Raw genomic sequence first — 23537 nt, 5'->3', positions numbered from 1 at the left:
AATGGAAACCCTTAACTTCCTCATGCAGGGCTTCGACGTCGCGACCCGACCGACCAACCTGCTGGTGGCGCTGTTCGGCGCCTTCGTCGGCACCGTGGTCGGCCTGCTGCCGGGCCTCGGCCCTATCAACGGCGTGGCGCTGCTGCTGCCGCTGGCGTTCGCCCTCGGCCTGCCGCCGGAAACCGCACTGATTCTGCTCGCTGCCGTGTACCTGGGCTGCGAGTACGGCGGCCGTATCTCCGCCATCCTGCTCAACGTGCCGGGCGACGCCGCGGCCATCATGACCACCCTCGACGGCTACCCGCTGGCCCGTCAGGGCAAGGCCGGCATCGCCCTGTCGCTGTCCGCCGTCAGCTCCTTCATCGGCAGCATCATCGCCACCTGCGGCGTGGTGCTGTTCGCCCCGCTGCTGGCGAAATGGGCGGTGGCCTTCGGCCCTGCCGAATATTTCGTGCTGATGGTGTTCGCCATCGCCTGCCTCGGCGGCATGGTCGGCGACAAGCCGGTCAAGACCCTGATGGCTGCGCTGATCGGCCTGGCCCTGGCCACGGTGGGGGTGGATTCGACCACCGGGGTGTATCGCTTCACCTTCGACAGCGTCAGCCTGTCCGATGGCATCCAGTTCGTCATCGTGGTGATCGGCTTCTTCAGCGTCAGCGAAATTCTCCTGATGCTGGAAAAGACCCACGGCGGCCAGAAAGCGGTGAAGGCCAGCGGCCGCCTGCTGTTCAACTTCAAGGAGTTCTGCCTGAGCTTCTGGACCATGATCCGCAGCGCCCTGGCTGGCTTCGTCATCGGCACCCTGCCCGGTGCCGGCGCAACCATTGCCAGCGCCATGACCTACATGACCGAGAAGCGCCTGGCCGGCAACAAGGGCCGCTTCGGTGACGGCGACCTGCGCGGCCTGGCCGCTCCGGAAGCGGCCAACAACGCCTCGGCCTGCGGCTCGCTGATCCCCATGCTGACCCTCGGCGTACCGGGTTCGGGTACCACGGCGGTGATGATCGGCGCGCTGACGCTGTACAACATCACCCCCGGCCCGTTGCTGTTCGAACAGCAACCGGACGTGGTCTGGGGCCTGATCGCCTCGCTGTTCATCGGCAACGTCATCCTGCTGGTGATGAACATCCCGATGGTCGGCCTGTTCTCGCGCATGCTCAGCGTGCCGAACTGGGTGTTGGTACCGGCGATCACCGTGGTCAGCATGGTCGGCGTCTATGCGGTGCACAGCACCACCTTCGACCTGGTACTGATGATCGTGCTCGGCGTGTTCGGCTACATCCTGCGCAAGCTCGATTTCCCGCTGTCGGCGCTGATCCTCGGTTTCGTGCTCGGCGAGCTGATGGAAGACAACCTGCGCCGCGCGCTGTCGATTTCCGCCGGTGACCTGGGCATCCTCTGGGGCAGCCCGATCACTCTGGTGCTGTGGGCACTGGTGGTGCTGATGCTGGCCCTGCCGGGCATTCGCTGGATACGCCGCCGCAAGCAGATCAAGGCCGGGGCCGATGCCGCTGCCGCGTGATCTCTGGGTGACGCCGCTGGCCGGAGTGGTCGGCGGCTACCTGGCCAGCCTCGCCGGCTGGCCTTTGCCGTGGATGGTCGGATCCCTGCTGGCGGTGATCGCCGTGCGCTGCCTGGCCGACCGCCCCTTCAGTGAACTGCCGGGCGGGCGCAAGGCCGGCCAGTGGCTGGTGGCCAGCGGTATCGGCCTGCACTTCACCAGCGAGGTGCTGGAACAGGTGCTGAGCCATCTGCCGGTCATCTTCATGGGTGCCTTCGGCACGCTCCTGCTCAGCCTGATCGGTATCGCCATCCTGCGCCGCGCCGGCGTCGACCGCGCGACCGCCTTTTTCGCCAGCATGCCTGGCGGCGCCAGCGAGATGGTCAACCTGGCCCTGCGCCACGATGCGCAGCCCGCGCGCGTGGCGGCGGCACACAGCCTGCGCCTGCTGCTGGTGGTGCTGCTGATTCCGGCGCTGTTCACCTGGGGCCTGCCCGAAGCCAGCGCACCGCCGCGCGCAGCGGTGGACTGGATCTGGCTGATCGGCCTGCTCGCCGCCGGCGCCGTGCTGGCAGCGCTGTGGGGGCGCCTGAAACAACCCAACCCCTGGATGCTCGGCCCGCTGATCGCCTGCGCCGTGGCCAGCGCCAGCTTCGACCTGCATCTGGGTATGCCGCAGGGCATGGGCCAACTCGGCCAGTGGCTGATCGGCAGCGCCTTGGGCTGCCACTTCGACCGCGCCTTCTTCCGCAGCGCGCCGGGTTTTCTCGCCCGCGTGCTGGTGTTCACCCTGCTGGCCATGCTCGCCGCTGCGGGTCTCGGCGAGATGCTCGGCTGGCTGGCCGGCGAAGATCATCTGTCGCTGATGCTGGGCATGATGCCCGGCGGTATCACCGAGCTCTGCCTGACCGCCGAAGCGTTGCAACTGTCGGTGGCGCTGGTCACCGCCCTACAGGTGCTGCGGCTGTTTCTGGTGATGTTCCTCGCCGAACCCTTATTCAAGCTCTGGTGCAAGTGCCACGCTTAGCCCGCCATGTGCGGGCTTTTTTTTGCACGCCTGGCTATGTGGCAAGGAAAAAGCTCGCGGCTGAAGCCCCTCCCACAGCCGTAGGGTGCGCCGTGCGCACAAGGGCTACCACTGCAACTGCAGTTCGCTCTCGAACTCGCGCAGGTGGCCGCTGACTGGATCAACGAAACGCAGACCATGCGCCAGCAGCTTGAGTGGCTTGTCATAGTCGTCCGGCTGGCCGCGGCTGTCGTGCAGCTCGGGGTAGAAATCATCACCGACGATCGGCGCGCCGAGACCGGCCAGGTGCACGCGCAGCTGATGCTTGCGCCCCGTCACTGGCGACAGGCCGTAACGCCATAGGCCACCGCGCCGCTCCAGCACCTCGATTCGGGTTTCGCTATTGGCCTCGCCCGCGACTTCCTGCATGCGAAAGAAAGGCTCGCCATCGACCATGCGCGAACGGTGCAGGTAGGGAAACTGCAACTGCGGCAACGCCGGGGCTATGGCCTCGTAGCGCTTTTCCACCGCACGCTGGCGAAACAGCGCCTGGTACTGGCCGCGACTGGCCGGGTTGACCGAGAACAACACCAGGCCGGCGGTGAGCCTGTCGATGCGATGGATCGGGACCAGGTCTGGATTGCCGGTGCGCTTGATCAGGCGCGCCAGCAGGGTCTGCTCGACATATTCGCCTGCCGGCATTACCGGCAGAAAATGTGGCTTGTCGGCGACCAACAGGTGCTCGTCCTGCCATAGCACCTGTTCGACGAAGGGGATCGGCGTCTCGTTCGCCACCTCACGGAAATAGCGCACCTTGAGCCCAACCTGATAGGGGTGCGTGGCATCGATGGGTGCACCACCGGCATCCAGCACCCGACCGCGCGCCATACGCTGCAACCAGGTGGCGCGATCGATGGCGGGAAAGTGATCGCACAGGCAGTCGAGGACCGTGGCCCAGTCGCCCTGTGGCAGATGAAGAGTACTGGGACGCATGAGGGGGCTGGGCATTGCAGAGGCTGCTCGATCGGACCGGACGGGCGAATTAGGCCGCACTCGCCAGGCTCAGTCAAAGCAAACGGCTTGAGCCAGGGGCGCGCTGTGGCTATGGTGGCCGCTCGTATTTGGAGAGACCCATGTCCATCACCCGCTCCCTGCTCACCAGCGTCGCCCTACTCCCGCTTCTGGCCGCCTGCCAGGTCTACACCGGCAAACCGGAAGGGCCGCCTCCGGCCACCCGCCTGCAGGGTCAGGTACAGCTCGACAATGGCCAGCTGGTTTTCATGCCCTGTCAGGAGCAGCGCCGCTTCGTACTTGTAGATGGCGACGGTACCGGTATCGAGCGGGAAGTGACGCGACTCGGCAGCGATGGCCAGGCCAGCCTGTTCGCCGATCTCGGCGGTCATCTGGGTGGCAGCCAGGGCAAAGGCAACGACGGTCGCTTCGAGGTCAGCCAGATCTATCGCCTGCAAGGTGAAGGGCACGGCTGTGACGACCTCAACTTCAAGCGCCTGGCCCTGCGCGCCAGTGGCAACGAACCGTTCTGGCAACTGGAAGTCGGCAGCAAAGGTCTGGTCCTCAACCGCCCCGACCACGAGCCGCTGGCCCTGCCCTACCTGGAAGAACAGATGCCGGACGGCCGCCTCAACTTCAGCAGCGAGGCCAACGGCCAGCGCCTCGATCTGTGGGTCGCCCCGCAGCGTTGCGTCGACGGCATGAGCGGCGCGGTCAATCACCTCAGTGCCGAACTGCGTCTCGATGGCCAGGTGCTGCGCGGCTGCGCGCACTTCGGTGCCCTGCGCAACTGAACCTCGCGATACCGATGCACAGCATCGGCAAGCCGGACAAATGGCCCCGCCGAACTATGGGTGCAACACCTTTCCCGTCTGACACCCGCAGTGGCACTCGCGTCGGGGCCGCTCATCCGAGCCCTGGCGCGAGACGAACACCAAGGTTTTCTCCATGCCTCATCCCGCCTCAACGGCCTCTGACCAGTCCGACTCCCCGCCCGCCGCATGGTGGGCCGTCGTGTCGCTCGCCTTTGGCGCCTTCGGGCTGGTGACCGCGGAGTTCCTGCCGATCAGCCTGCTCACGCCGATGGCGACCGAGTTGGGCGCCTCCAACGGTGTCGTGGGCCAGGCCATTACCGCTACGGCGGTGGTCGCTGCATTTGCCGGCCCACTCGTGGTGCTGGGTTCCGGCCAACTGGATCGCCAGAAGATCGTCTGGGGCTTGATGGTGGTGCTGGTGCTTTCCAGCGTCCTTTCGGCCTACGCCGAGACCGTCACCGTCCTGCTGATTGCACGCGGCATGCTGGGCTTCGCCCTTGGCAGCTTCTGGGCCATGATGACCGCATTGGCCCTGCGCCTGGTGCCGCCCGACAAGGTGCCGAAAGCCATCTCGATCATCCTCATGGGCATTTCCTTCGCCACGGTATTCGCCGCTCCGCTAGGTGCCTTCCTGGGTGATCTGTGGGGCTGGCGCATGACCTTCCTCGCTGCATCCGGCATTGGCGTGGTGGCGCTGGCGATCCAGATGCTGACTTTGCCCAGACTGCCGGCGGCCGCTGCACCGGGGCTGGCTTCGTTCAAGGCCGCATTGTCGCGTCGCGCGGTGGTCATCGGCCTGGTCACCGGTTTGCTGGTCATTTCCGGGCACTTCGCCGCGCTGACCTTTATCCGCCCCTTTCTCGAAGAGGTGCCGCGTCTAGACGTCGCCACCGTCTCTTTGACCCTGCTGGCTTTCGGTGTCTGCGGTTTTTTCGGCAACCTGATCGGAGGCATCGTCGCCGCGCGCAGCCCGGCGTGGGCGGTGGCCAGTTGCTCGTTCCTGATCACCCTAGTGGCGCTTGCATTGGTGCTATTCGGTGCCGAAGTGAATGTCGCGCTCGTGGCGACCGCGCTGTGGGGCTTCGCCTTCGGCGCCTTCCCGGTATCGATCTCGGTCTGGAATGCGCGGGCAGCTGCCGACCACGCCGAAAGCGCGGGCGCGCTGCTGTCCTCGACCTTTCAGGTGGCCATTGCCGCAGGGGCGGTACTCGGCGGGCTGATCATCGAAGGCCTTGGCCCGCAGGCGGTGATTCTCTATGCCGCTGTGGCAACCCTGGCCGGCGCCGCCCTGATGTTCGCGCGCGGCCGCGCACTGAAAAGACGCTGAGTACCGCGCGTCGGTTCAGCCCGCGCCTGGTTGGCCTAATCTGAACCGGGACAGCCACTGACGCAGCGCCCTTTCGCCCTGCGAATCCCGTACAATCGCCGCCCTTCTTCACCTTGCCGGATCACCACCGGCCAACCAGGACACCGCCATGCTTCGTCTGACTGAACTGAAACTTCCCCTAGACCATGCCGACGAGGCCTTGCGCCCGGCCATCGTCCAGCGCCTGGGTATCGCCGACGCGGACCTGCTGAATTTCAGCGTGTTCAAGCGCAGCTACGATGCGCGCAAGAAGTACGGCGATATGCCGTTCATCTACACCATCGATTGCGAAGTGAAAGACGAAGCGGCGCTGCTGGCGCGCCTGAGCGGCGACAAGCATGTAGGCCCGGCGCCGGATATTGCCTACAAACCGGTGGGCAAGGCCGAGACGCCGCTGGACGAGCGCCCGATCGTGGTCGGTTTCGGCCCCTGCGGCATCTTCGCCGCGCTGATCCTGGCGCAGGCCGGCCTGCGCCCCATCGTGCTGGAGCGCGGCAAGGAAGTGCGCCAGCGCACCAAGGACACCTGGGGGCTGTGGCGCAAGAACGTGCTCGACCCGACCTCCAACGTGCAGTTCGGCGAGGGCGGCGCCGGCACCTTCTCCGACGGCAAGCTGTACAGCCAAATCAAGGACCCGAACCACCACGGGCGCAAGGTACTGGAAGAGTTCGTCAAGGCCGGCGCGCCGGACGAGATCCTCTACGTCAGCAAGCCACACATCGGCACCTTCCGCCTCACCGGCGTAGTCGCCACCATGCGCGAGGAGATCAAGGCCCTCGGTGGCGAAGTACGCTTCCAGCAGCGCGTCAGCGACCTGCTGATGGAAGACGGCCAGCTTACCGGCGTGGTGCTGGAAAACGGCGAGCAGCTCAATAGCCGCCATGTGGTGCTGGCCCTCGGCCACAGCTCGCGCGACACCTTCCGCATGCTCCATGCCCGCGGCGTGTACCTGGAAGCCAAGCCCTTCTCGGTGGGTTTCCGCATCGAGCATCCGCAATCGCTGATCGACCGCGCGCGCCTGGGCAAGTACGCCGGGCACCCGAAACTCGGCGCCGCCGACTACAAGCTGGTGCACCACGCCAGCAACGGCCGCTCGGTCTACAGCTTCTGCATGTGCCCGGGCGGCACCGTGGTCGCCGCCACCTCCGAACCGGAGCGCGTGGTCACCAACGGCATGAGCCAGTACTCGCGCAACGAGCGCAACGCCAACGCTGGTATCGTCGTCGGCATCACCCCCGAGCAGGATTATCCGGGCGGCCCGCTGGCCGGCGTGGAACTGCAGGAGCGTCTGGAGTCGCATGCCTATGTACTCGGCGGACGCAACTACGAGGCGCCCGGGCAACTGGTCGGCGACTTCATCAAGGGCACGCCGTCCACAGCACTCGGCGAAGTGCAGCCTTCCTACAAGCCGGGGGTGAAACTGGGTGATCTGGCGCCATCGCTACCGGACTTCGCCATCGAAGCCATCCGCGAGGCGCTGCCGGCGTTCGGCAAACAGATCAAGGGCTTCGATCTGGCCGATGCGGTGCTCACTGGCATCGAAACGCGCACCTCCTCGCCGGTGCGCATCACCCGTGGCGACGACCTGCAGAGCCTGAACCTCAAGGGCCTGTACCCGGCCGGCGAAGGCGCGGGCTACGCCGGCGGCATTCTTTCAGCCGGGGTTGACGGCATCCGTGTGGCGGAAGCGGTGGCCAAGGACATGCTTGGGTTGAATCGCTAACCCCTGCACGCACAGGGGCCGGCTTCCAGGCCCCTGATTCGCCAAGCTGGCGGGCGTGCCAGCCTTCTTCGCGGATAAATCCGCTCCTACCAGTCCGCAGCCAACACGCAGCTTTTCTGTAGGAGCGAATTTATTCGCGATTCGGGTAAATGTGCCCGCCTTTTTCGCAGATAAATCCGCTCCCACCGGTCAGGCGCGTGCCGCAACACCGGGCGCCCTCTGTAGGCGCGAATTCATTCGCGATCCTGAAGCAGCCGCCGCGCCGTCAATCGTCATCACGGCGGATACAACACAGCGTCGTGCGCCCCGAACCATTGGGGCGCCGGGCCGGGTCGGCATAGGTCAGCAACTCTGCGAAACCGGCCTTGCGCATCATCCCCGCCGAAGCAGCATTTTCTTCGTGGCGATCGATATAGACATCGCGTGCACCCAGTCGCCAGAGATCCTGCACTGCCGCCGTGAGCAGCTGAGCACCCAGCCCGCGACCGGTGCAATCGCGATGCACCACCGCCTCACAGATATAGCCGTGCAGCTGCCCGGCACGCGCAGCGGGTTGGTGAGCAGCGAAATCCTCGGTCAGGCGATAGCTGACGAACCCCAGCAATCGCCCCTGCTCCTCGGCCAACACGGCCAGCGTCGCGCTCGTCGCAATACCCTGCAGATGCTGGCGAACCTCGACTTCGGGCAGATGATTCCAGGGGTTGAGCCCGTGTTCGAGAATCAGCGCGCAGAGCGCCTCGATATCCTCGGCACCGGCCTGACGGATGACCAGCTCGCTCATGCTCCTGACTCCCCTGACGCAACGGCGTTTGATTCAAGAGCGCAGTCTAGAGCGGGCAGTTGCCTGGCGACAGTTACAGCCAGGCGCGAGAAATGCCTGACAGTGGATCAGTGATCATCGTCCCACGGCTGGCCACGGGTCCGCTCGAACAGTTCGAGTTTCTTCTGCATTGCCGCCTTGGACAGGATGTGTGCGCTGACCGGAGCGGTGAGGAACAAAAACAGCGTGATCAACAGCTCGTGCAGGCTGAGGCTGCCGGTGTGGTGAGCGAAGAACAACATCGAGGCGATCAGCGTACCGCCGACTCCCAGCGTGGTGGCCTTGGTCGGACCATGCAGACGGGTAAAGAAATCCGGCAGGCGATACAGCCCGATGGCACCGACCAGGGCGAACAGGCTGCCCAGGATCAGGCAGGCGCAAATCAACAGTTCCAGCCAGAACGGCATGGTCATTTCCCCTTAATCGATGATATCGCCGTGCAGCAGGTGTTTACCCACCGCGACCGTGCCGACGAAGCCCATCACTGCGATCAGCAGTGCGGCCTCGAAGAACAGATCCGACGCCAGCCAGATACCGAACAGCACGATCAGCGCTAGCGCGTTGATGTACAGGGTATCCAGGGCCAGAACGCGATCCACCACGCTCGGTCCTTCGACCAGACGCGCGACATTGAGCAGCATGGCCAGCGTGAGGATGCCCATGCACAGAAAGACTACGTTCTCGAGCATTCGAAAATCTCCAGCAGCGGCTTCTCGTAGCGACTCTTGACCTCGGCGATCAGCTCGTCGCGATCCGGCACGTCGAGCCCGTGCAGCAGCAGTGTCTTGTGGTCGGAGCTGAGTCCCGCGGAAACGGTGCCAGGCGTCAGCGAAATGATGCAGGCCAGGGTCGACAGGACGAACTCGTCTTCTATCTCCACCGGTACCTCGACGAATGCCGGCTCAAGGCGCGACTTTGGGCCGAGCACCAGCTTAACAACCTGCAGGTTGGCCACCACGATGTCGTAGAACACCTTGCCGATGAACATCAGCAGCCCGATGGGCTTGCGCACCCTCGGCACGGTCAGTAGGAAGTCGCCGCACAGGTGCACGATCGACCACCCCAGAAACAGCCCGAGCAGGATATGCCCCAGGTTGAGGGTGTTGACCAGCAGCAGCCAGAGCACCGCCAGCACCAGCATCATCCGCGGGTGGGGGAAGAAACGCCTCATGCCGCACCTCCGGCAATGATCGACAGATAAGGTTGCAGATCGAGCAATTGCGCCGCTGCCGCCTCCAGGTACGCCAGGATCGGCTTGGCCGCGATCAGCAGCAGCGGGCTGGCCAGCAACAGGCCCAGCGCCGCCAACAGGCTGATGCGATCCGCCGGTTCGGCCTTGGACGGTGAAGCGTCCGCGCCATGGCCCAGCCAGAACAGGCTGGTACCGGCGCGGCTAAGCGCCACCAGGGTCAACAGACCGCCAATCAGCACCACCGGCCATAGGCTCCAGGCCTGCCAACCCGGCTCGGCCGCGCGCAGCAGCAACATTTTGCCGAGGAATCCAGAGAATGGCGGCAGCCCGGCGATGGAGATGGATGCGAAGAAGAACATGCAGCCTAGCAACAGCGGCTGACGCAGCACACGCTCCTGCTGCAGATCACCGTCTGCGCTGTCACGCTGGGCGACCACCAGGCCGGCGAGCAGGAACAGCGCACCGCTGATCAGTGTGCTATGCACCATGTAATAAAGCGCAGCACTCAATGCGGCTACGTTACCCATGGCGAAGCCGGCCAACAGAGTGCCCACCGAAACCACCACCAGATAAGCCAGCAGCGCCTGCAGCTGACGTGCACCCAGGGCACCAATGACGCCAAAGGCGATGGTCGGCAACGCCAGCCACCAGAGCAACTCATGGCCGAGATGGGCCAGCGGCCCGGCCTGTTCGCCAAACACTAGGGTGAACACGCGGACGATGGCGTAGAAGCCAACCTTGGTCATGATCGCGAACAACGCCGCCACCGAAGCAGGCGCAGCGGCATAGGCGCGTGGCAGCCAGAAACACAGCGGCAGCACGGCAGCCTTGAGGCCGAAAACGATCAGCAGCAGGTAGGCCGCTGCCTTGATCAGCGGTGCATCGGCGACATCGGCGCTGGCTACGCGCGCTGCCAGGTCCGGCATGTTCAGGGTGCCGGTCAGGCCGTACAACAGACTGACGCCGATCAGGAAGAACGACGAGCCCAGCAGGTTGAGTACCACGTAATGCACGCCAGCCTTGACCTGATTGGCACGGTTGCCATGCAGCAGCAGTGCATACGACGAGATCAGCAGAATCTCGAAGAACACGAACAGGTTGAACAGGTCAGCGGTTAGGAACGCACCATTGATGCCCAGCAGTTGAAACTGGAACAGCGCATGGAAGTTCGGCCCACGCTCATCATCACCACGGCAGGCATAGATCAGTGCGAAGCAGGCGAGCACTGAGGTAAGCAACAGCAGCGCAGCGTTGAAGCGGTCGAGCAGCAGCATGATGCCGAACGGCGCGACCCAGTTACCCAAGGCATAAACCTGCAACTGCCCCGCACCGGCCAACAGCACCAGATACAGACACACCGGCAGCAGCGCCAGGCAGCCGATCAGGGAAACACCCCGCTTCACCTCACGCGACCAGCCGTGGCCGACCAGCAACAACGCGCCGAAAAACATCGGCAGCAGAATGGGGAGGATGATGGCGTGACTCATGCGCGCGGCTCCTCGCCATCGACGTGATCGGTTTTCAGCTCACCCATGCCACGTAGGGCCAGCACCACGACGAACGCAGTCATGGCGAAGCCAATGACGATGGCAGTCAGTACCAGTGCCTGTGGCAACGGATCACCATACTCGGCGCTCTTGCCGATCACCGCCGGCACGCCCGTGCCGAGCCGGCCCATGGCGAAGATGAACAGGTTGACCGCATAGGAGATCAGGGTCAGCCCCATCACCACCGGAAAAATACGCGCCCGCAGCAGCAGGTAGACGCCGCTGGCAGCCAACACCCCGAGGGTAATTGCGAATACTGCCTCCATATCAGATGACCTCCTTGCACGACTCGTCCTGACTGACATGGCCGATATTGGAAAGGATCAGCAGGGTCGCGCCGACGACCGCCAGGAATACCCCGAGATCGAAAAGGATCGCGGTCGCCAGCTCGATTTCGCCGATCAGCGGAACATGGAAATGACCGAACGCCGAGGTCAGGAACGGCGAGCCGAACGCCCAGCTGCCCAGGCCGGTCAGCCCGGCGATCAGCACGCCCCAGCCGGCGGTGGCGTGATAGCTGAACTTCAGGCGCTCCTGGGTCCAGGTCACACCGTGGGAGATGTACTGCAGGATCAACGCCACCGAGGTGATCAGGCCAGCGATGAAGCCGCCGCCCGGCAGGTTATGCCCGCGCAGGAAGATGAACGCCGAAATCAGCAGCGCCATCGGCAGCATGGCCCGCGCCAGGTTGTCGAGGATCATCGGATGCGCATCGGTCGACCACGGACGACCGTTCTTGTCGTGGGTCGGATGCGGCAGGTGCAGGCCATGCAACAGTGCATAGATCCCGATGGCAGCAATCGCCAGCACGGTGATCTCACCCAGCGTATCGAAGCCGCGGAAGTCCACCAGGATCACGTTGACCACGTTGGTACCGCCGCCCCCGGAGACGCTGTTCTCGAGGAAGAACGAGGAAATGCTCTGGTAAGGACGGGTCAGCACCGCGTAGGTGAGCATCGCCACCATGGTGCCGCTGCCCAGCGCCAGGACCAGATCACGCAGGCCACGCAGGCTGCTGGACTCGGCCGGGGTGCGGTCGTTCATGAAGTACAGGATAAGTATCAGCAAGATGATGGTCACCACCTCCACCGACAGCTGGGTCAGCGCCAGGTCCGGGGCGGAGAAGCGGGCGAAGGCCAGCGCCACCATCAGACCAGCAGCGCTGAGGATCATCAGAGCCACGAGGCGGCGGCGGTGGAAAACCACGGTGAGTACCGCAGTCACCATCAGAATCAGCATGCCAATGGTTGTCAGCGGATCGATTGGCGTCATTGGCACACTACCGGTCAACTGCTCGAGCGGCGACAGCGCGATTACCACCAAGGTCAGGGCACTGCCAAGCATCCAGGCCAGGTAGCGCTGCAGCGAACCACTTTCCAGCAATTTGGTGATGCGCACAGCCAGGCGGGTCGAGTAACGCACCACCTGATCGAACGCGTCCTTGGCATCCAGATTCGGTAAACCTTCATACCAACGGAACAGCGGCTTGCGACAGGCATAAACGAGAATCCCGCCGAACAGGGCGATGAAGCTCATCATCAGTGGCAGATTGAAGCCGTGCCAAATGGCCAGGCTGTACTCGGGCAATTCGCCGCCTAGCGTCGAAGCGGCAGCGGCGGCCAGCAGCGGCGCCACCGTGTAGGCCGGCACCACGCCCACCAGCAGGCAGAGGAACACCAGCACCTCCACCGGTACCTTCATGTAACGCGGCGGTTCGTGCGGCGGGTACTTGGGCAGGTCGACCGGCTTGCCGTTGAAGAACACGTCGTGGATGAAACGCAGCGAATAGGCTACCGAGAACACGCCGGCCAGGGTCGCGGCTGCGGGAATCACCCAGTTGAAACCGCCCAGCAGGTGCTGGTGCAGGGTTTCGGTGAAGAACATTTCCTTGCTCAGGAAGCCGTTGAGCAACGGCACACCGGCCATGGCCGACGCGGCCACCATCGCCAGCACCGCCGTATGCGGCATGTGCTTCCACAGCCCGTTAATGAGCCGCATGTCGCGGCTGCCGGTTTCGTGGTCGATGATGCCGGCGGCCATGAACAGCGAGGCCTTGAAGGTAGCGTGGTTGATGATATGGAACACCGCCGCCACCGCGGCCAGGCGGGTATCCAGGCCGAACAGCAGGGTGATCAGGCCCAGGTGGCTGATGGTCGAATAAGCCAGCAGGCCCTTGAGGTCATGCTGGAACAGCGCCATGCACGCGCCCACCAGCAGCGTGGCCAGGCCAGTCAGGCTGACCATGTAGAACCACCACTCGGAACCGGCCAGTGCCGGGTACAGACGCGCCAGCAGGAATACCCCGGCCTTGACCATAGTCGCCGAGTGCAGATAGGCCGATACCGGCGTTGGCGCAGCCATGGCGTGCGGCAGCCAGAAGTGGAACGGGAACTGCGCCGATTTGGTGAACACGCCCAGCAGCACCAGCACCAGCGCCACCGGATACAGTTCATGCGCACGGATGGCATAGCCGGCGGCCAGTACCTGCGACAGCTCGAAGCTACCGGCGATATGGCCGATCAGGAGGATGCCAGCGAGCAGTGCCAGGCCACCGCCGCCGGTGATCGCCAGCGCCATGCGCGCGCCTTTGCGCGCCTCGGAACGCGAACCCCAGAAGCCGATCAACAGGAACGACGACAGGCTGGTCAGCTCCCAGAACATCAGCATCAGCAGCAGGTTTTCCGACAACACCACACCGAGCATGGCGCCCATGAACAGCAGCAGAAAGGCGAAGAAACGCCCCATCGGCTCGGTCTTGGCCAAGTAATAGCGGGCGTAGAGGATGACCAGCAGGCCGATGCCAAGAATCAGCAAGGCGAACAGGAAGCCGAGGCCATCGAGGCGCAGGCTGAGATTCAGGCCCAGATGCGGCAGCCACTCCAGCTTGACCCGCAGCACCTCGCCGGCGAACACCGCTGACTGATGATTGAACAGCAGCACCAGCGCCACCACGGGCGCAAGAGCCGCAGCCGCGGCGCAGGCCGAGCGTCCAAGCCGCTCGGCAAGCACCGGCAGAAACAAGCCCAGAAATGGCAAGGCGACAATCAGCGCAAGCGCCATCGAAAAAACCCCTTTATGCAGGCACGTCAGGTCGGGCGACCCAATTAGAAAAAACTGGAGTCGCAACTCCCTGACGGTGATATTCCATGCACCACAACGGATCAGCTAAGTCGTTGTCGGCACAAGCATAACGGCCGATTATCCATAACTATCAAGGCAACGTCATGTATTGAATTATCGTTAAACACACTTGGTTACACGCATGTCGATGCAAGGATGCCGACGACCGCTCAGCACTATAGCCGGACACAAAAAAGCCGGAGCAGCCTTGACTGCTCCGGCTTGTCTACAACGATCAGTGAGTGACGCGGCTGGTACCGTTGACGGTCATGATGCGCACGCGCTCGCCGACACGGAACACCTGATTCGGCTCGACTTCCTGCACGTAGGCGCGCATGGTGCCGTCGTCCTCCCGCACGGTGATCTCCACACCCTGGGTGCGAGTGAAGCCTTCCTCGGCTGCCGCGCCGAGCAGGCCACCGGCGACGGCACCGACCACGGCCATCACCGCGCTGCCGCGCCCGCCACCCAGGCCGCTGCCGCCAATACCGCCAACCACGGCACCGGCGCCAGCGCCGACCGGAGTTTTGGTGCCTTCGATCTTGACCGGACGCAACGACTCGATGGTGCCCATGCGTACCGTTTGCACCGCCCGGGCCTCGTCGCGGCTGTAGGTGTCGCCGGTCAGGCTGGACTGGCAACCACCAAGGGCCAGCAGCGCGGCCAGCGAGGTGATGAGCAGAGTAGGTTTACGCATAGCAATTCCTCCAGAGGTATCTTGATCCATTAGACGCCGGGGGCGCGCAACTGTCACGACTGCGCATTAACAATTGTTATGTCTGACAGACCGAGTTCAGCTAGGTTCGCCCAGTCAGGAGCGGGCGAGGCGCCACAGCCTTGCGATATCCGTGGCGCGCGCCTGCAGCTCGCCTGCCGCGCCGGCGATCGCCTGCTCCAGCGAAAGCGGCCCTGGTGCCAGGCTGAACGCTGCCTCGATGCCGGCCTCGTACAACGCCTGATAGTTGTCGCCCAGGCTACCGGACAAGGCAATGACCGGCACCCCGGCCGCACCCGCCACACGTGCCACACCGACGGGCGTCTTGCCGTGCAGGGTCTGGGCATCCATGCGCCCTTCCCCGGTGATCACCAGATCCGCATTCTCCATCGCAGCAGCAAGCCCGGACAGTTCGGCTACCAGTTCGATGCCAGGGCGGAAGCTCGCCTTGAGAAAAGCACGCGCAGCGAAGCCGAGGCCGCCTGCGGCACCGACACCTGGAAACTCGGCGTGATCCTCGCCCAGCGTAGCGGCGGCGACCCGGGCGAAACGGCCGAGCGCCGTGTCGAGCTGGGTGACATGCTCGGGCGTTGCGCCCTTTTGCGGGCCGAACACGGCAGAGGCACCGCGTGGCCCGCACAAGGGATTATCGACATCGGCGGCGACCTCGATCTGCACCTTGAGCAGGCGCGCATCGAGGCGGCTCAGATCGAGCTGATCGAGATTCGCCAATGCCGCGCCGCCTGGCGCCAGCTCCTTCCCGTTGGCATCGAGAAAACGCATGCCCAGCGCCTGCAGCAGGCCTAGGCCCGCATCGTTGGTGGCGCTGCCGCCCAGGCCAAGAATGATGCGCGTGGCACCGGCATCCAGCGCCTCGCGGATCAGCTCACCTGTGCCAAAGCTACAGGCCAGGCGAGCGTCGCGCTGCTCGCGCGGCACCCAATGCAGGCCGCTGGCCGCCGCCATCTCGATCACCGCGGTGCCCTGCCCCAGCCAGCCCCAATGCGCCTTGACCGGCGCGCCCATGGGGCCGCGCACTTCGTGCTCACGACGCTCGCCGCCGACGGCCGCCAACAGCGCATCGACCGTGCCCTCGCCGCCGTCGGCCATTGGCCGCAGCAGACATTCAGCTTCGGGAAACACCTGCTGCCAGCCGCGTGCGATGGCAGCGGCCACATCGGGCGCGCTGAGGCTCTCCTTGAAGGAGTCGGGAGCGATGACGATTTTCATGATAGGAACCTCGAAAGGAGGCAGGCGACCTTCTGGTCGCCTGTCGGTATAGCGGATTACAGCAGAACCAGGCTCAGCAGCCAGACGGCAGCCATACCGGCGATACCCTGAACCAGCGTCGCCATGGTCTGTGCACGATAAGCGGTGGCCACCTTCATGCGGCTGAACTGGGTTACCACCCAGAAGAAGCTGTCGTTGGCGTGGGATACGGTCATGGCACCGGCACCGATGGCCATCACGGTCAGCACGCGGCCCATCTCGCTGTCGAGGCCCAGGTTGCTCAGCAGCGGCGCAACCATCGCCGAGGTGGTCACCAGGGCAACAGTGGAAGAACCCTGCGCACTCTTCAGCGCGGCAGCCACCAGGAACGGCATGAACAGGCCGATACCCAGCGCCGACAGGGTGTCACCCAGGTAACCGGTCAAGGCGGTGGCCTTGAGGATGGCACCGAAGGCGCCACCGGCACCGGTGATCAGCAGGATCGGCGCAGCCTCTTTCAGGCCGTGGGCGACATGATCATGGAACTGCTGACGTTTGCCCTCGCCCTTGAGCAGCGAGCAGGCCAGCACCAGACCGACCAACAGCGCAGCGACCGGCTGACCGAGGAAGCTCAGCACCTCGAACAGCGCGCCTTCGCCAAACGGCTTACTGGGGAACGCCGCGATCGAGCCCAGGCAGATCAGCGCGATAGGCACGAAAATCGGCGAGAAGGCCTGCCAGGCGCTGGGCAGTTTGCCGTAGCGGGCACGCAGCGCATCGAAGTCGACGTTATCGGCGAGTAGCTCGCTCGGCGCCTCTTCCAGCAGTTCCTGGTCGTTCTGCTTGAGGAAACGATTGGCCCAGAACATACCGGCCACGGCGGTGACCGCTGCCACCAGCAGGCCAACCAGGATCACCAGACCCAGGGAAGTTTCCAGGCCCAGATTACCAGCCGCAGCGATCGGGCCGGGGGTCGGCGGTACGAAGGTGTGGGTGGCGTACAGACCGGTGGCCAGGGCCACGCTCATGGCCACCACGGAAACCTTCATGCGCGCGGCCAGGGCATTTTTCAGCGAATTGAGAATGACGTAGCCGGAGTCGCAGAACACTGGAATCGATACCAGGTAGCCGATGATCGACATGGTCAGCGTGGGAAAACGCTGGCCCAGCAGGCGAATCACCGTCTCGGCCATGGTGATCGCGGCGCCGCTACGCTCGAGGATGACCCCGATGATGGTGCCGAGCACGATGACGATGCCGATGTAACCGAGAATACCGCCGAAGCCGGCAGTCATCGTCTTGATGATTTCGCCGCTGGGCAGTTGGTAGGCAAAACCGGCGATCAGTGCAGCGGCCAGCAATGCCAGGAAGGGGTGCAGTTTCAAACGGGTAGTGGACAGCACGATGAACGCGATCAGTGCTACCAGAATCAGGACCAGGCCCATGACCAGTCTCCTCGTTGTTGTTATGGCGGGCACGTGGCCCGAATGTAAGTGCCGACAGGCGCAACATTGTGGCTCAGGCCACCCTGCCCTCGCCTTGTGCATCAGCACCAAATCAAACGAAGCAAGGCGCAGCAGGCTGTGCAATCGCACAAGGCCACCTGGCTTCGCTGGCTACCTGGGGGAATTACCGGGTGTTCGGTTGAGCGGCCACTTCCGACTCCAGCAACCCCAGCCCCAAGGATAGCTGTAGACGCTGATCCAGCCGGTTGAGATCCAGGCCACTGAGCTCGGCGATGCGCTCCAGGCGATAGCGAAGGGTATTGCGGTGAATGCCCAGTTCCTGGGCGCAGGTCTGTACCTGGCCGTCATGCGCGCACCAGGCCTCCAAAGTCGCCCGCAACGTGCCCTGCGGATCCTGCGCGAGAACCTGGCGCAGGGGCGCCAGCCAGCCCTGCAGCAACCAGCTGTGGCGCTGGGCATAGAGCAGCGTCGGCAGGCGCAACTCGTCCAGCTGCAGCAGACGACGCTCGGGGAAACGCGCCTGGCCGTAGGCCTGCAGGTCACGCAGCACCAGGCTGGCCTGACGCAGCTCGGCAAGATCATGCAGGGGATCGCTGAGCGCCAGCGAGCGTACGCCCCACTCACGCTCGTCGGCCTGCTGCAGCCAGGCGCGATCATCGCGCGTGGCGCTGTAGGGCCTGCACCAGAGCAGCTCGTGGCGGCCGAGCGGCGCCACCAGGTGTTCGCTCTTGCCACCCAGGGACGCCAGCAGACGCGCCTGGCGCGGTAGAGGATCGCCCTCACCATCGAGTTGCAGCAGGCACATCTGCCGTGGCCAGGTCAGCTGCAGCCCCAGGCGTTCGACATCGACCTCGAGACTGGACAGGCGCAGTTGCGGATCAAGCAACTGGCGCAACCAGGCCTCCTGCTGATGCCGCTGCCAGTGCCGCTCGGCCTGCAGGATGCGATGCTCGACCAGCATTTCCGCGGCCATGCGCACCAGTTCGGCATAGGGCCGCACGGTCTCGGGGTCGCCGGTGATACCGAGCACGCCGATCAGGCGCTCGGCATGTAGCAGGGGCAGATTAACCCCGGGCCTGACGCCACGCAGGCAGGCCGCTGCCTGCGCATCGATCTCCACCACGCGACGGTTGGCTAGCACCAGCTGCGCGCCCTCGTGGCGGGTATGCAGGCGGCTGGGGTCGCCGCTGCCGATGATCATGCCCTGCGCATCCATCACATTGATGTTGTACGGCAGGATGGCCATGGCGCGGTCGACGATATGCTGCGCCAGGGTGGAGTCGAGTTCGAGCATCGGAAGCGGCCTCGCGAATGAGGCCGCCATTGTAGGCCGTTGGGCGGCACGATGCGCTGGCAAGCCCGAGCAATCCTCGGGCTGTAACAGAAGGTGGGTTACTCGGCGCCTGGTTGCGCGCTGCTGTCAGCGGCTTGGTCGTCCGCCGGCGCTTTCGCCTTGGCCTGGTTGCGGCGCATCTCCATACGCTGGCGCCTGGCCTGCTGCCGGGCATGCAACGCCTGCCCTGCCGTCACCACGCCCACGGGCTGGCCTTGCAGGTCCAGGCGCGGCGCGTTCTCGGTCATCGCAGACCAATAGCGCCCGCCGCGGCACCAGGCGGCAATGCCCAGCTTGAGCTGCTCGAGGCTGATGCCGAGCAACGACAGATGCTGCTCGGCATCCTTGAGAATGCCCTCTTTCAGCGGCACCTTCGGCGCAGGATTGACCGGGAAGGCCAGAGGGAAATGCTTCTGCAGCCGCCAGATCGCCTCGACGGCCGGATCCTGCTCACGCACCTTGGCTTTTTGCGGTTGCTTGCGCTTTTGCGGCTTGGCGCCTTCGCTCTTTGCCTGCTGTACCTGCTCTACCTGCTTTTTCTCGGCCCGCAGGCGGTCACGTAGCTCGGCTAGTTGTTCAAAACCCATCTTCGATTCACAGCATCCCGGTTGATTCGTGGCGCAAGGGTATCTTATGTGCTCGTTTCGCACAGCCTTATTGGCAATTGGCATGCTCGGCGGTAGGTGGCGGGCCGTCTGCCGAGAACGCGTGAAAGGCCGCTGCCGGCCACAATGGCTGCCTGAAGCGCGCGATCCTGAGGGATTGGCGCGGCGCTGGAAACATCATCCGCTAATGGCCGGAAACAGCCGGCCGTGTGCGAAAACTATCGACGGACGGAAAGCAGTAATCCGTCTTTGCCAATACACGCCTGCCAAGGCCAGCTGCCGCTGACTCCGGAATTTGGCCAACAGAACTGAGAAACTCAAATCAGCTACATCGGATTATTGGCAATCAGCGCAAGCGTGGCTCACTCGATGCGAGCGTCCATTGAGTATTTTCACAGCGAGGGCAGGCCGCCTGCTTCTCAGCATCGATAACTTGGGTATTGCCACAGCGGGTGCAGGCGTAAACGGTGCTTGATGGCACCCTTACGTAGGCCGGGCGGTATTCTTGAGGTAATACAGACAGCCCGAACTTGACGGCCTCTGCTGGGTAAAAATAAAGACTGACTTCGCCGTCGGTCTCAAGAATGGCCAGCCGTACTTGACCGAGGTGCTCGACACCTTGTTGGCGAAGCTCCATGAAGAACTCGTCAGACGAGATCTTCAAACGCCTCAGGCTGTCCAGATCGTAGAGCCCTTCTCTGATGATCGTGACCGGCTCGCCCTCCATCCAGATCGAGAACCTCCTGCAGCGACTCATTGCCAGGACGGTCAGGCGATAAAGCAGCAGCAGAGAGGCGAAAACCATTGCGACCGGCAGAAGGGGCACGTCTTCGTAAAAGGAGACATCGCCTGCAGCCGAGCCAAGCGTCAGGATGACCACCAGTTCAAACAGCGACAACTGGCGAATGCCACGGCGACCGCTGACTTTGAGAAAAACGAAAACGACTATGAATGCGAAGAGAGCACGAAACGCGACTTCTCCCAGAAAAAGCAGGGGGAAATCATCCAGTAGCATGCGCTGCCAGTCGAACGCTGTCATCGATTAGTCCATAAGCGGCTTGTACCTTATAGACAAGCAAATCAGGCAAAGGGTCGCCTGCTAAACGGGCCACATAGACGGCTTGGGAAAAGGCAGCCCTCAGTACGGAACGGATTTGTGTAGCCGCCGGCTATGCGCGGCATGGAAAGCTGATGCCGGCCATAGGCGAGAACGAGGTTTGCGAGAGGCTGCACATGAAAGATCGGGAAGAAGTTCCCACCAACTGCCTATTTGACCCGGCAGGCAGCCTCTTGCTCAGAAGTCCCGATGATGCCTGAGTTGGCATCGGTGAGCCTGACTGACCGAACGATACGGACCCGTTACGGCAAGGCGCCGCCGAATATCCTGCACCTCGCGGCCTGACAAACGCGTCGAAGCCGTTCGCTTCGCTCTTTGGACCCTGCACTAGACCGGCGTGCTCACCACGCCGGTCTTTGCATCAAGGCGCCAGCCGCTCGCGAATCCACGCCTCGCCCTCAAAGCGATAGTTGAGCCGGTCATGCAGGCGGCTTGGCCTGCCCTGCCAGAACTCGATGCGCTCGGGCAGCAGGCGATAGCCGCCCCAGTGCGGCGGGCAATTTGGCGCCTGACCCTGGAAGCGTTTTTCGGTCTCGGCCAGCAGATTCTCCAGTTCCGCGCGATCACGAATCACCCTGCTCTGTGGCGAAGCCCAGGCGCCGATGCGGCTGCCCAGCGGGCGTACCTGGTAGTAACCATCCGATTCGGCGGCGGTGACGCGCTCAACACGACCTTCGATACGCACCTGGCGCTCCAGGCTGGGCCAGAAGAAGGTCATGGCGGCAAAAGGATGGGCCGCCAGCTGACGGCCCTTGGCGCTGTCGTAGTTGCTGAAGAAAGTGAAGCCTCGTTCATCGAGGCCCTTGAGCAGCAGTACACGGCAATGGGGGCGGCCCTGTTCATCGACAGTAGCCAGGGTCATGGCGTTGGGTTCAACCGGCAGTTGCTCGGTCTTGACCGCGTCATCGAACCACTGACGAAACAGGGCAAAGGGTTCCAGCGGGGCCTGGGCTTCGCTCAGGCCGTCGCGGGTGTAGTCGCGGCGCATATCGGCCAGGGTTTGGGTCATGGCAGTTCCTCAGGACAGGGCCAGAAACCAATCCGTCTGGTCTCCAGCGCCAGCCCTAGCAGTGTGGAAATGCCTGCAAGCTTACTCTTACTTGCCCGCTTTTCCTTGATCTGCGGCAGCTACCTTGGGCGCATCCTTCAGCTCTGCCTTGACCGGCTGGCTGTATTTGGCGATCAGGCCCTGCATGGTGTCACGCGAGGTCAGGAGGATTTCCACGCGGCGGTTGAGCGCTCGACCGGCTGCGCTGTCATTGGCGGCGCGCGGCATGTCGGAGCCCAGGCCCATGACCTGCAGGCGAGTCTGCTTGAGGCCGCTGAGACGGAAGATGGAGGTCACGGCACGTGCGCGCTGCTGGCTCAGGTCACGGTTCAATGCAGCGTCACCACTGCTATCGGCATGGCCAAGAACAACTACGGCGATGTCTTCGTCGGTTTCCAGCAGCTTGGCTACGCGGGTGATCGGACCCAGGCTGGCAGGCAGGAGCATGTGCGGACGGTCCGGGTTGAAGGAACCCTGCACCGGCGCCGTCACCACCAACAGATTTTCCCGACGCTCGAACTCGAACTTGCTGTCCTTGACCACTTCGCGCAGCTTCGGCTCATATTCGTCGAGCCAGGCGCGGGTCACCTGGGGCGCAGGCATTGCCGCCGGCTTGGCGACTTCCTTCTTTTCCGAGCCGGCACAGCCCGCGATCAGCAGGCAGCAGGTAAAAGCAAAAATCTTGTTGGCACGCATGTAGCCCCCGTGATTACGCAAATCTAATGGTCAGTTCGTTATGGTTGGTACTGAACGGCTGGCGCAAGTGTAGCCGTTTCAATCAGATACAGTCCGCAACCTGACGTGCAAGTTTCTGTGCTCGGGGGTCCATCAAGACGAACGGTCCTAAATTGTTGGTTACGAAGCCGAATGCCACGTCCCTTTGCGGATCGGCAAAGCCACTGGAGCCTCCCGCCCCCGGGTGGCCGAAGGCTTTCGCGCCCATGCCGTAAGTGGCGTTGGCCACATCGGTCTGATCGAGCATGCAGCCCAGACCAAAACGCGTGCGGGTCAGCAGGGTCTTGTCGTCACCGACACTGTGCTCGCGAGTCATTTCGCCCAGCAGCTCGGCATCGAGCAGGCTGCCGTCGAGCAGGCCGGCATAGAAGCCCGCCAGGCTGCGCGCGTTGCCATGACCGTTGGCGGCTGGTTGCTGCATGCGCCGCCACTCCGGCTTGTTGGTGCTGGTCATGATCGACGGCGGGTTCGTGAACGAGCGCGTGCTCATGGCGCTGGCGTCGCTCATCATCACCTTGAGCAGGCGCTGCGCGGCGGCATCGCCGAGATTGCCCTTGCCGCGGGCGATATGGGCGACGCGGTCGAATTCGCTGTCGTCCAGGCCGACATGGAAATCCAGGCCCAACGGCCTGGCGATGCGCGCGGCGATGCTGTCGCCCGGGCCATGTCCTTCGACCCGGCGAATCAGCTCACCGATCAGCCAGCCGTAGGTGATGGGCGCGTAGCCATGGCCCTCGCCCAGCGGCCACCAGGGCTGTTCGGCCGCCAGCGCGTCGGTCATGGTCTGCCAGTCGTACAGCGCCTCGGCGGGCAGCAGCTGACGCAGCGCCGGCAAGCCGGCCTGATGACAGAGCAGGTGGCGCACCTTGATGCGCTCCTTGCCGGCGGCGGCGAATTCGGGCCAGTAACGCGCCACCGGGGCATCCAGATCGAGCTTGCCCTCGCCCACCAGCTGCAGGGCCACGACCGCGGCGAAGGGTTTGGTGCAAGAGAACAGGTTGGCAATGGTATCGCTGTGCCAGGTCTGCTGGCCGTCCTTGTCCATCACCCCGGCCCACAGGTCGATCACGGTTTCACCACCGACCTTGACGCACAGGGCCGCGCCCCGCTCCTGCGCGTCGTCGAACAGCGCGGCGAATGCGTCTCTCACCGCCTCGAAGCGCAAGTCGAAATAGCCCTGAATCTGCACGCTGTTCTCCCGTTTCGCT

General features: G+C 63.9%; 22 protein-coding genes. 5 read left to right on the top strand and 17 right to left on the bottom strand.

The features are described from left to right. Window position 1 precedes the first annotated feature (1 nt). Together P3C50_RS00520 and P3C50_RS00515 are read left to right on the top strand one after the other, a co-directional pair. Complete coding sequence (locus tag P3C50_RS00520; protein WP_197856053.1) at window positions 2-1522, top strand: tripartite tricarboxylate transporter permease; 1521 nt, start codon at window positions 2-4, stop codon at window positions 1520-1522. Beyond that, on the top strand, window positions 1506-2528 hold the full coding sequence (locus P3C50_RS00515) for an AbrB family transcriptional regulator (RefSeq protein WP_275544485.1): 1023 nt from the start codon (window positions 1506-1508) through the stop codon (window positions 2526-2528). The genes P3C50_RS00520 and P3C50_RS00515 overlap by 17 nt, the downstream gene beginning before the upstream one ends. 105 nt (window positions 2529-2633) lie before the next feature. On the opposite strand, the gene P3C50_RS00510 is transcribed toward P3C50_RS00515, so the two are convergent. After that, entirely contained in the window at window positions 2634-3515 is an 882-nt protein-coding gene (locus P3C50_RS00510) for an RluA family pseudouridine synthase (protein WP_275544484.1), read from the bottom strand. 125 nt (window positions 3516-3640) lie between these two features. Between P3C50_RS00510 and P3C50_RS00505 the strand changes: the two genes are divergently transcribed. The 3 genes from P3C50_RS00505 to P3C50_RS00495 all read left to right on the top strand — a co-directional run bounded on the left by P3C50_RS00505 (window position 3641) and on the right by P3C50_RS00495 (window position 7422). Then, complete coding sequence (locus P3C50_RS00505; protein WP_275544483.1) at window positions 3641-4312, top strand: COG3650 family protein; 672 nt, start codon at window positions 3641-3643, stop codon at window positions 4310-4312. A gap of 220 nt (window positions 4313-4532) precedes the next feature. After that, on the top strand, window positions 4533-5660 hold the full coding sequence (locus tag P3C50_RS00500) for an MFS transporter (RefSeq protein ID WP_275544482.1): 1128 nt from the start codon (window positions 4533-4535) through the stop codon (window positions 5658-5660). Between the two features lie 148 nt (window positions 5661-5808). After that, window positions 5809-7422, top strand: a complete 1614-nt coding sequence (locus P3C50_RS00495) for an NAD(P)/FAD-dependent oxidoreductase (RefSeq protein WP_275544481.1) — start codon at window positions 5809-5811, stop codon at window positions 7420-7422. A 265-nt stretch (window positions 7423-7687) separates the two neighbouring features. Here P3C50_RS00495 and P3C50_RS00490 read toward each other — a convergent pair whose 3' ends face one another. The 16 genes from P3C50_RS00490 to P3C50_RS00415 form a co-directional block, all read right to left on the bottom strand. Beyond that, the gene (locus tag P3C50_RS00490) at window positions 7688-8203 is read right to left on the bottom strand and encodes a GNAT family N-acetyltransferase (protein WP_275544480.1); all 516 of its coding nucleotides are present in this window, start codon (window positions 8201-8203) and stop codon (window positions 7688-7690) included. 107 nt (window positions 8204-8310) lie between these two features. Then, a complete protein-coding gene (locus P3C50_RS00485; RefSeq protein WP_197855296.1) occupies window positions 8311-8649 on the bottom strand; it encodes a Na+/H+ antiporter subunit G in 339 nt (112 codons plus the stop codon). Window positions 8650-8661: 12 nt separating this feature from the next. Continuing rightward, entirely contained in the window at window positions 8662-8931 is a 270-nt protein-coding gene (locus P3C50_RS00480) for a K+/H+ antiporter subunit F (RefSeq protein ID WP_013714638.1), read from the bottom strand. Beyond that, window positions 8916-9413, bottom strand: coding sequence for a Na+/H+ antiporter subunit E (locus P3C50_RS00475; protein ID WP_275544479.1), 498 nt, complete (start codon window positions 9411-9413; stop codon window positions 8916-8918). Before P3C50_RS00475 ends, P3C50_RS00480 begins: the two co-directional genes overlap by 16 nt. Continuing rightward, window positions 9410-10921: a monovalent cation/H+ antiporter subunit D gene (locus P3C50_RS00470; protein ID WP_275544478.1), complete on the bottom strand. Its 1512-nt coding sequence runs from the start codon at window positions 10919-10921 to the stop codon at window positions 9410-9412. Before P3C50_RS00470 ends, P3C50_RS00475 begins: the two co-directional genes overlap by 4 nt. Further along, window positions 10918-11247 (bottom strand): Na+/H+ antiporter subunit C, encoded by a 330-nt coding sequence (locus P3C50_RS00465; protein ID WP_099522068.1) that lies wholly within the window; start codon window positions 11245-11247, stop codon window positions 10918-10920. Before P3C50_RS00465 ends, P3C50_RS00470 begins: the two co-directional genes overlap by 4 nt. A 1-nt stretch (window position 11248) precedes the next feature. After that, the gene (locus P3C50_RS00460) at window positions 11249-14041 is read right to left on the bottom strand and encodes a monovalent cation/H+ antiporter subunit A (RefSeq protein ID WP_275544477.1); all 2793 of its coding nucleotides are present in this window, start codon (window positions 14039-14041) and stop codon (window positions 11249-11251) included. Window positions 14042-14336: 295 nt separating this feature from the next. After that, complete coding sequence (locus P3C50_RS00455; protein ID WP_197855291.1) at window positions 14337-14798, bottom strand: hypothetical protein; 462 nt, start codon at window positions 14796-14798, stop codon at window positions 14337-14339. Window positions 14799-14912: 114 nt separating this feature from the next. Then, the gene (locus tag P3C50_RS00450; protein WP_275544476.1) at window positions 14913-16046 is read right to left on the bottom strand and encodes a glycerate kinase; all 1134 of its coding nucleotides are present in this window, start codon (window positions 16044-16046) and stop codon (window positions 14913-14915) included. A gap of 56 nt (window positions 16047-16102) precedes the next feature. Continuing rightward, entirely contained in the window at window positions 16103-17470 is a 1368-nt protein-coding gene (locus P3C50_RS00445; protein WP_275544475.1) for a GntP family permease, read from the bottom strand. A 184-nt stretch (window positions 17471-17654) separates the two neighbouring features. Beyond that, window positions 17655-18785, bottom strand: a complete 1131-nt coding sequence (locus P3C50_RS00440) for a sugar diacid recognition domain-containing protein (RefSeq protein ID WP_275544474.1) — start codon at window positions 18783-18785, stop codon at window positions 17655-17657. A 98-nt stretch (window positions 18786-18883) separates the two neighbouring features. After that, window positions 18884-19411: a ProQ/FinO family protein gene (locus P3C50_RS00435; protein WP_275544473.1), complete on the bottom strand. Its 528-nt coding sequence runs from the start codon at window positions 19409-19411 to the stop codon at window positions 18884-18886. Between the two features lie 364 nt (window positions 19412-19775). Beyond that, entirely contained in the window at window positions 19776-20468 is a 693-nt protein-coding gene (locus tag P3C50_RS00430; protein WP_275544472.1) for a DUF421 domain-containing protein, read from the bottom strand. 439 nt (window positions 20469-20907) lie between these two features. Further along, complete coding sequence (gene pdxH, locus P3C50_RS00425) at window positions 20908-21555, bottom strand: pyridoxamine 5'-phosphate oxidase (protein WP_275544471.1); 648 nt, start codon at window positions 21553-21555, stop codon at window positions 20908-20910. An 87-nt stretch (window positions 21556-21642) separates the two neighbouring features. After that, window positions 21643-22290, bottom strand: a complete 648-nt coding sequence (locus tag P3C50_RS00420; RefSeq protein WP_275544470.1) for an OmpA family protein — start codon at window positions 22288-22290, stop codon at window positions 21643-21645. 82 nt (window positions 22291-22372) lie between these two features. Next, the gene (locus P3C50_RS00415) at window positions 22373-23518 is read right to left on the bottom strand and encodes a serine hydrolase domain-containing protein (protein WP_275544469.1); all 1146 of its coding nucleotides are present in this window, start codon (window positions 23516-23518) and stop codon (window positions 22373-22375) included. Window positions 23519-23537: the final 19 nt, after the last annotated feature.

Origin of the sequence: Pseudomonas sp. Marseille-Q0931, assembly GCF_940789645.1 — a bacterium.
Lineage (GTDB): Bacteria > Pseudomonadota > Gammaproteobacteria > Pseudomonadales > Pseudomonadaceae > Aquipseudomonas.
The sequence above is the reverse complement of the archived record's forward strand: the minus strand, read 5'-3'. Positions and strand labels throughout refer to the sequence as shown.